The 7,249-nt window shown below is 43.7% G+C and carries 5 protein-coding genes; 4 read left to right on the top strand and 1 reads right to left on the bottom strand.

Going from position 1 to position 7,249, the window contains the following annotated elements; all coding sequences use genetic code 11:
• Positions 1 to 808: AraC family transcriptional regulator (locus tag RYL27_RS09925; protein ID WP_314966949.1), on the bottom strand; the 808-nt coding region annotated here is incomplete at its 3' end.
• A gap of 195 nt (positions 809 to 1,003) precedes the next feature.
• Between RYL27_RS09925 and RYL27_RS09920 the strand changes: the two genes are divergently transcribed.
• From RYL27_RS09920 to RYL27_RS09905, 4 genes are all read left to right on the top strand, one after another.
• Positions 1,004 to 2,338 carry an extracellular solute-binding protein gene (locus RYL27_RS09920; protein ID WP_314966947.1) on the top strand — a complete coding sequence of 445 codons (1,335 nt, stop codon included), beginning with the start codon at positions 1,004 to 1,006 and terminating at the stop codon, positions 2,336 to 2,338.
• A 182-nt stretch (positions 2,339 to 2,520) separates the two neighbouring features.
• Positions 2,521 to 3,459 (top strand): carbohydrate ABC transporter permease, encoded by a 939-nt coding sequence (locus RYL27_RS09915; protein ID WP_314345018.1) that lies wholly within the window; start codon positions 2,521 to 2,523, stop codon positions 3,457 to 3,459.
• 11 nt (positions 3,460 to 3,470) lie between these two features.
• On the top strand, positions 3,471 to 4,310 hold the full coding sequence (locus RYL27_RS09910) for a carbohydrate ABC transporter permease (RefSeq protein WP_314345016.1): 840 nt from the start codon (positions 3,471 to 3,473) through the stop codon (positions 4,308 to 4,310).
• A gap of 93 nt (positions 4,311 to 4,403) precedes the next feature.
• The coding region (locus RYL27_RS09905; protein WP_314966944.1) for a TIM-barrel domain-containing protein at positions 4,404 to 7,249 on the top strand (2,846 nt) is incomplete at its 3' end.

Below are 7,249 nucleotides of genomic sequence, written 5' to 3'. Positions count from 1 at the left end.
CCTTTAGGAATAAATCCGTAAATGCTCGCAGTTTAGGAAATCCGCTTCTATCTGCAATTTCCGTAATGGAAAGGTCGGTAGATTTTAAGAGGAATACTGCGTGACTTAAGCGAATAGTGGACAAATAAAATTTGAAATTTCGTCCTGTTTCACGATAAAAAAGCTTTGAAAAATAAGCAGTGGTAAAACCGAAGTGAGATGCCACATCCTTCAATTGAATATTTTCTCTATAGTGGACGTTGACATAGTCTGTGTATTGCGATCCGCTTTTTAAGGATAGAGCATCCATGGTATCGGCACTTTCTTCTTCCTCTTCATTCTCAGTGAGAAGGAGGGTAAAGATGGATAAAATACAGCTGTTCATCCCAATAATCCTATTGGATGCGGTAGAAAGAGAATATAGATACAGCTTGTATAGGAGCCGCCAGATTTCTTCTTTATGGGGAGCATAATTCTGTTTGGTAAAAAGCAGAACCTGTTTTTTATCCGGATTTTCAAAATACATGCGGATATATTCCTCGGGAATCAAAACGGCAAAGCCGAGATAATCTTCGCTCACTTCGTAGGAGGTATGAACAACATTCGGATTGATTAAAACAAACTCCTCCGACTCTATATAACTCACTTCATTTTCTATATGATTTTCGAGCCTTCCGTTTATACAGACATTAAATTCGTAACTGCTATGCCAGTGAGGAAGAGGGCGACCGGTGGGACTTTTTTTTTCTTTCTCAATGAGTTGTGAATGAAAAACCTTGCAAAAGCAATTGATTTCCGGAATAACTTGTTCGTACTCTATTAATTCCATTGTTAATCTCTCCGAAAATAGCATTTCAATAATTATAAACGCTATTATACTATTGCTGGACGAAATGCACAATAATAAATATATACAAAAGAAAAAAACATAAAAAAAGCACAAATAAGACAAAAAAAGGCATTGCTTAAAAGCAGGATAAAAAGCAAAATGAAAACAAAAAATTCACTTTGTAAAGGAGGAGAAATGAAAAAGAAAGTTTTGGCGAGTATTATGGCAACGCTTGTTGCAACGACTGCACTCTTTGGCTGTGGAAGCTCTTCCGGTGATGCGGGAAAGAGTGAGACATCTTCTCTTCAGGAAAAGGCGGATGGAGAGGATCAGAAAGCATCAGAAAGGGCCATTGCCTACAATGGAGAGGAAGCAACCGTGACCTATTGGCATACGCATTCGGATGCAGAAGAAGAAGTTTTAACGGAACAGATTATCCCCGAATTTGAAAAGCGCTATCCTAAAATCCATATTGATGCGGTAAGAATGCCCTATGACGGCTTGATGCAACAAATCATTACCGGTATCTCCGGAAATACCGGCCCAGACCTAATGAGAATGGATATTATCTGGGTGCCGGAACTTGCAAAGATGGGGGCACTGGAGCCGGTAGACGATTTGGAAGGCTTTAAGGAGATGAAGGATAAGCTCTTTGAAGGACCGCTGAAGACCAATTATTATAACGGGAAGTATTACGGTCTTCCGTTAAATACCAATTGCCTTTCCGGTACCTGGAGTAAAGCAGTGATGGAGCAGTTGGGCTTAAAGGATTTTCCGAAGACCTATGACGAGGTTGTGGCTCTTAAGGATAAGCTGAATCAAGACCAGTATCTGATTGCCTGTGAAGGTCCGAACCCGTGGTCCATGGCGCCGCTGTTTAATTCTCTGGGCGGTGTGTATACCAATGAGGATTATACGAAAGCTTCCGGCTATTTAGACAGTGAAGCAAGCATCAAAGCGATGGAAACCATTGTGAAATGGTACGACGAGGGAATTATCGGCCCTTGCATGAACGGAGGAAAGCCGGATGCGGCAAACGGACTGTATGACGGACAGTATCTCTTCTCCTATCAGGGACCATGGTTCTATGCAAATGACGATGAGGAGCAGATTGCGAAGGTAGAGGGAGGACTTCTTCCGGCAGGCAGTGCAGGTTCTCTTACGGTTAACGGCGGAGAAGACCTGGTTATTTTTAACGGCAGCAAAGTCAAGGATGCTGCATGGGTATTTGCGCAGTTCTTGATGAGTGATTACGCACAAACCGCACAGGCCGTAGGCGGAGGACATCTTGTTCCGACGGTTAAATCGGTTGCGGAAAGTGACGAAGTAAAAAATACACCCTATATGGACATTTATTTGAAGCAGTTGGAAGGTGCCGTACCCAGAACGCCGACACCGGTTTGGGAAAAGATGTCCGATAAGTTGACAGTTGCTTTTACCAGCTGCTTATTGCATGAGGATGAGCCGGCGTCCGCTTTAAAGAAGGCGGCAACGGAAATCGATGCACTCCTTCAGGATGCGGATAAATAATTGAACTTAGTGAAATAGCGGGGAATTTTCGAACAAAGCTTTTGCTTGTAACGAGAGATTGGTCTAAAGTGCCGGATACCTCGTTTTCAGAAAAATCTCCGCTATTTTTGTTTCATAACGAGTATCGTGTACAAAGTGTGCGATTTCTCGTTTAAAAGTTCTTAGACAGGAGAAGTAGGGAAATGGGAGAACAGTCATTTTCAAGACGATTTAAAAAAGGGATCAGAGAGTGGATTTCGGTTATTCCGTTTTTATTGATTGGAACCGTGCTTTTTATTTTGTTTGTCCTCTACCCGCAAATCAAAAATATCTATATATCCTTCACCAATTACAGCATTATGCCCGGAGCAAAAAACGAGTTTGTCGGCTTGGCCAATTACAGGAAAATCTTTACAGATATACACGTAAAAGGCTCCGATGCCTACTTTTTCTGGATGGCATTTCGAAACAATATCCTTGCCATACTGATTACCGTGCCCGGACAGCTGATTTTAGGACTCTTGGTTGCGGTCTTCATCCATAACCTGCGTTTTGGAAAAAATATCTACAAAATTTTACTTTATATCGCTGTTATTTGTGACTGGGTTGTTTTCTGTAATATCGTGGATTATATTTTTCAGCCCGATAACGGGAGTCTTGTCAATTATATTTTGACGAGCATTGGGATTCTGAAGGAGCCGGTTTCCTGGCTGAAAAATACCTGGACGGCAAATTTCGTCATTTGGTTCTGTTCTATATGGAAAGGCTTCGGCTGGGTAATGATTATTTACACAGCCGGTCTTCAGGGGATTCCCATGGATCGTTATGAGGCTGCCAAGGTGGATGGTGCGAACAATGTACAGATGTTTTGGTATATTACGGTTCCCGGCTTGAAAGCCACCACTTTTTATTTGCTGATTAATCTGATTAACGGTGCGATGAACATTTTTATCCAGGTATTTCTGCTTACAAAGGGAGATCCGATAGGCACAACCGATGTGGTTATGGACTATGTGTATCGGCGTGCATTTAACTACTTTGAATTCGGTTATGCCGCATCCTGCGGTTTAGTGATGGGAGGCGTTGTTTTCATCCTGTCCATGTTTTTAAAGAAGTATCTGCGCTACGGTCAGGATGAGTAAGGAGGATAAAAATGAAAAAGAAACAGACAATGGAACAGTTTTTGGTTCATATCCTTCTGATTCTGATATGTGTAATCAGCTTACTGCCATTCTTATCCATGGTATCCACCTCCTTTATGAAGGTTAAGGGCGTACTTCCCAATGAACCGATTATTTTCCCGAAGCTTCCGCTTTATACTAAAAATTATGTGAAGGTCTGGTTCTCCGGTCATTTTCAAACGTACTTTTTGAACACGGTGATTGTCACGGCTGGAGGCGTATTCATCAATCTGTTTGTTTCGGTAACTATGGCCTATTCCTTTGCCAAGTTTAAATTTCCGGGAAAGGAATTATTGTTCAATATCCTGTTGCTAACCATGATGATCCCCGCTCAGCTGGCTATGATTTCTCAATATACGGTACTGAACGGTCTGCATCTCATCGATGATTATAAGGGAATATGGCTACTTTGGGGCGGAACCTGTGTGGCCGGCAGTACCTTTTTTTACAGAGGATTTTTTGAAGCCATACCGAGAGAACTGGAAGAGTCCATGTATCTTGACGGTGCATCAAGGCTGCAAACTTTACTGCATTGCATTATCCCCTTAAGTAAGCCGGCTATTGCAACCCAGGTTGTCTTTGCGCTAAACGGTTACTGGTCAAATCTCTTTGATATTCTTACCTTTACAAAATCCATGAATAAGAGAACCTTATCGGTGGCCTTGCAACTATTTAGAGGGCAACACACGACGGAGTTTGGACGCCTGTTTGCGGCAAGCACCATCGTGATTCTACCCAATATACTGCTGTTTATCCTTTTCCAAAAACAGTTTATTAAGCAGGGCCTGACCGAGGGTGCAGTGAAAGAATAGAAAAGAAAGAATGGAAGAGAAAGAATAGAAGAGAAAGAATGGATAATGGAAGGATGAAAATAGACCATGAAGCGGGAAAGTAGAGAAATAGAGATGGACACAGAAAAAGAGAATAGCTATGGAATCGGGGTTGTCTATTTAGGGAAGGCCGTGAGGGGGGCAGTCGAACGGGAAAATACAGTAGACCGGGAGAAGACCGTACACTTTGAGACTTTTTACAGTGCAGGCGGAAGAGTAGTTCTTTCCAAGACGGAAGCCGAGATGCTGTGGGACAAAAGCAATCTTTATGTGAAAGTAACTTGCTATGAAACTAGTCCGAGAGTTCTACGGCCTAAGGATGGAAATACCAGGGAATTGGAATGGATGAAGAGGAAAGATAAAGTAGAGCTTGTTCTTTCCGGAAAGCGGTTCGGTCAGAGGGACTATGCCGTTTTTGCGGCAGACTCGGATGGAAGGCAGGATGCTCATACAGAAAAGGGAATGACTTATCACGGTGGGGATCAGGCTATTTTAAATGATGATTTTCAGGAAAAAAATGAGGCCGAAATATGCAAAATTCCGGATTCGGCTTATCAGCTTGGGCTTGAGGTTAGAGAAGATTCCTGGACGGCTTCCTTTGCAATCCCTTGGACGCTATTCGGTGGGATACCGGATGAGAAGGATTGCTTCCGTTTTCAAATCTACAGAAAGAAAAATCAGACCAATGAGCTTTTGGCTTTAACGCCCTTGGATTTGAATTCCAATTATGAGAATAAATTTGACTATGACCCGGAAACCTTCCTGGAGTGTTATTTTGGAGAGAAGGCGAGTGTAGAGTATGTAAAATGTGCCTGTATTATCCTTCCCAGCGGAATTATGCATTGGCAGAGACCTGCGGTCTTGCAGTGGCCGAGCTCCCTTAGCAGGAAGAAGATTTTGGACTTACAAAAAACGGAGGAGGAGACGACGGAGGAGAATCTTGCGGACCGTATTGTTACGGTACAGTGTTGGCAGGATGTTCTGATTTTGGAGGGGCTGGACTTTTTCCCCAATGCTCGTTGTGAAAATGCCTTCGATAAAGTTGATCCTTGGGTACAAAGAAGGCTGTGCAACGAAGCCCTACGGAAAAAGGAGATTCAGGAGGCATGCAAAGCGCTGGATAAGTTGACTTCTTACTTTCGAACTTTGACCTCCTGGTGGTATGCGGACGGTACGCTGGGGAATGCGGATGAAGGAAATTGGAAGTCATTTTCTTCATTAGAGAGTGTTGAAGAGGGAGAAGATAGGGTTACTCTTTCCTTTCTTATGGAGGGAGAGTGTAAAAAAGCCTACCTTATACCACAGAAAAAAGCGGTACGGTTTTATCTTGAAAAAAAGGGCGATTTTGAAGGAGTACCGGTGCCTTTTAAATTGGAAAGAGAGAAAGACTGCTTTCGAATCAACGGTTCTTTCGGTGAAGTGACTATTGTACCGGGGAAGCAATGGAAAATTTCCATTGAGGATAAGTTTTTATTAAATCAAGAAAATCTTCGACTATATAGAACTAAGGGGAGGATGGCCTTCGACCTTCGGCAAGGCATGCATCCTGAAGAAATGCTCTACGGCTTTGGAGAGCGTTTTGACGCGGTAAACCAGAGTAGAAAAATATTGAGTCTCTGGCATAGAGATGCCTTTGAAGGATGCGGATGTTCCATAGGGAATCAGTCCTACAAGAATATTCCCTTATTCCATTCTACAGCGGGATACTCCCTTTTTATAAACAGCTTTTATCGAATTCGGGTGGACTGCGGAAGAGAATATCATGGCTTAAGAGTTTCTACCATGGGAGAGAAAACGGACTTTACGATATTTACCGGAAGCCCGGCAGAAAATATGAATGCCTATACGGAGCTTACAGGGAAGCCACTTCTTCCGCCGGAATGGGTTTTTGGACCCTGGGCAGGCGGCGGAGTGGGAAGATGGGGGGATGGCCCCACGCATGATGTGGTTAAGGAAATGGAGGGGGTTATCAACCGCTTCCAAAACTTGGATATCCCTCATTCCGGCTTGTATGCGGAAGGCGCAGGATGGAAGTATGGAGACCACTGTAATAAGGAAGAGCTATATCAGATTGCGGATTTTGCCCATCAGCGGGGAATCCGTGTATTTTCGTGGCAGTTTTCTCATATCGGAGAGGAGGAAGCTGCTGCGTATTTACCGAACTGTCCGAAGGAAGAGCTACCGATTACCAGGACACCCTTCTACACAGGAAAGAAAAAACTCCCGTCGGAAATTGATTTCTCTCACCCGCAGGCTATGGAGCTTTTGGAAGCGGAGTGGAAAGACAGGATGGATGCGGGCTTTGACGGAACAATGGTAGACTTCGGGGAAATCACACCGGATGAAGCGGTATTTTATGATGGCCGTAAGGGCGATGAAATGCATAATGCCTATGCTACGGCATATACGAAAGCCTATCGAAAGCTGTTTTTGAAGTATCGAGGAGAAGATCATGTTCTTTTCTCCCGGTCTGCTGCAGCGGGAACCCAAAGCTATGCCTGTCAATTTGGCGGAGATCAGTTATCCGGATTCAGAGGCCTTACTTATTCTATTCATGGAGGACTGAGCGCTGGAGCCTCTGGTCTTCCATTCTGGGGTGTGGACGCGGGCGGATATGACGGACTTTGTGATGAGGAAAGCTACATTCGATGGACTGAATTTGCTACATTTTGCCCGATTATGCGCTATCACGGAACACAGCCTAGAGAGCCTTGGGTTTATAGCGACTATACGGTAAGGCTTTATAAATATTACGCTTGGCTGAGAGAGAATCTTTTACCTTATAGTGTTCAGACGGCTCAGCTAGCACACCGCGATGGAATGCCCATGATGCAATCGCTTCCTATGGCTTTCCCCGGGGATAAGAAAGCGATAGCCGTTGAGGATGAATATATGTACGGGGGATCCCTTTTGGTGGCACC

Source organism: Oribacterium sinus (assembly GCF_963537195.1).
GTDB classification, from domain to species: Bacteria; Bacillota; Clostridia; order Lachnospirales; family Lachnospiraceae; genus Oribacterium; species Oribacterium sinus_A.
The sequence above is the reverse complement of the archived record's forward strand: the minus strand, read 5'-3'. Positions and strand labels throughout refer to the sequence as shown.

Coding starts and splice junctions, on each gene's coding strand:
- RYL27_RS09915 (WP_314345018.1), top strand. CDS start 2,521: ATGGGAGAACAGTCATTTTCAAGACGATTTAAAAAAGGGATCAGAGAG.
- RYL27_RS09910 (WP_314345016.1), top strand. CDS start 3,471: ATGAAAAAGAAACAGACAATGGAACAGTTTTTGGTTCATATCCTTCTG.
- RYL27_RS09920 (WP_314966947.1), top strand. CDS start 1,004: ATGAAAAAGAAAGTTTTGGCGAGTATTATGGCAACGCTTGTTGCAACG.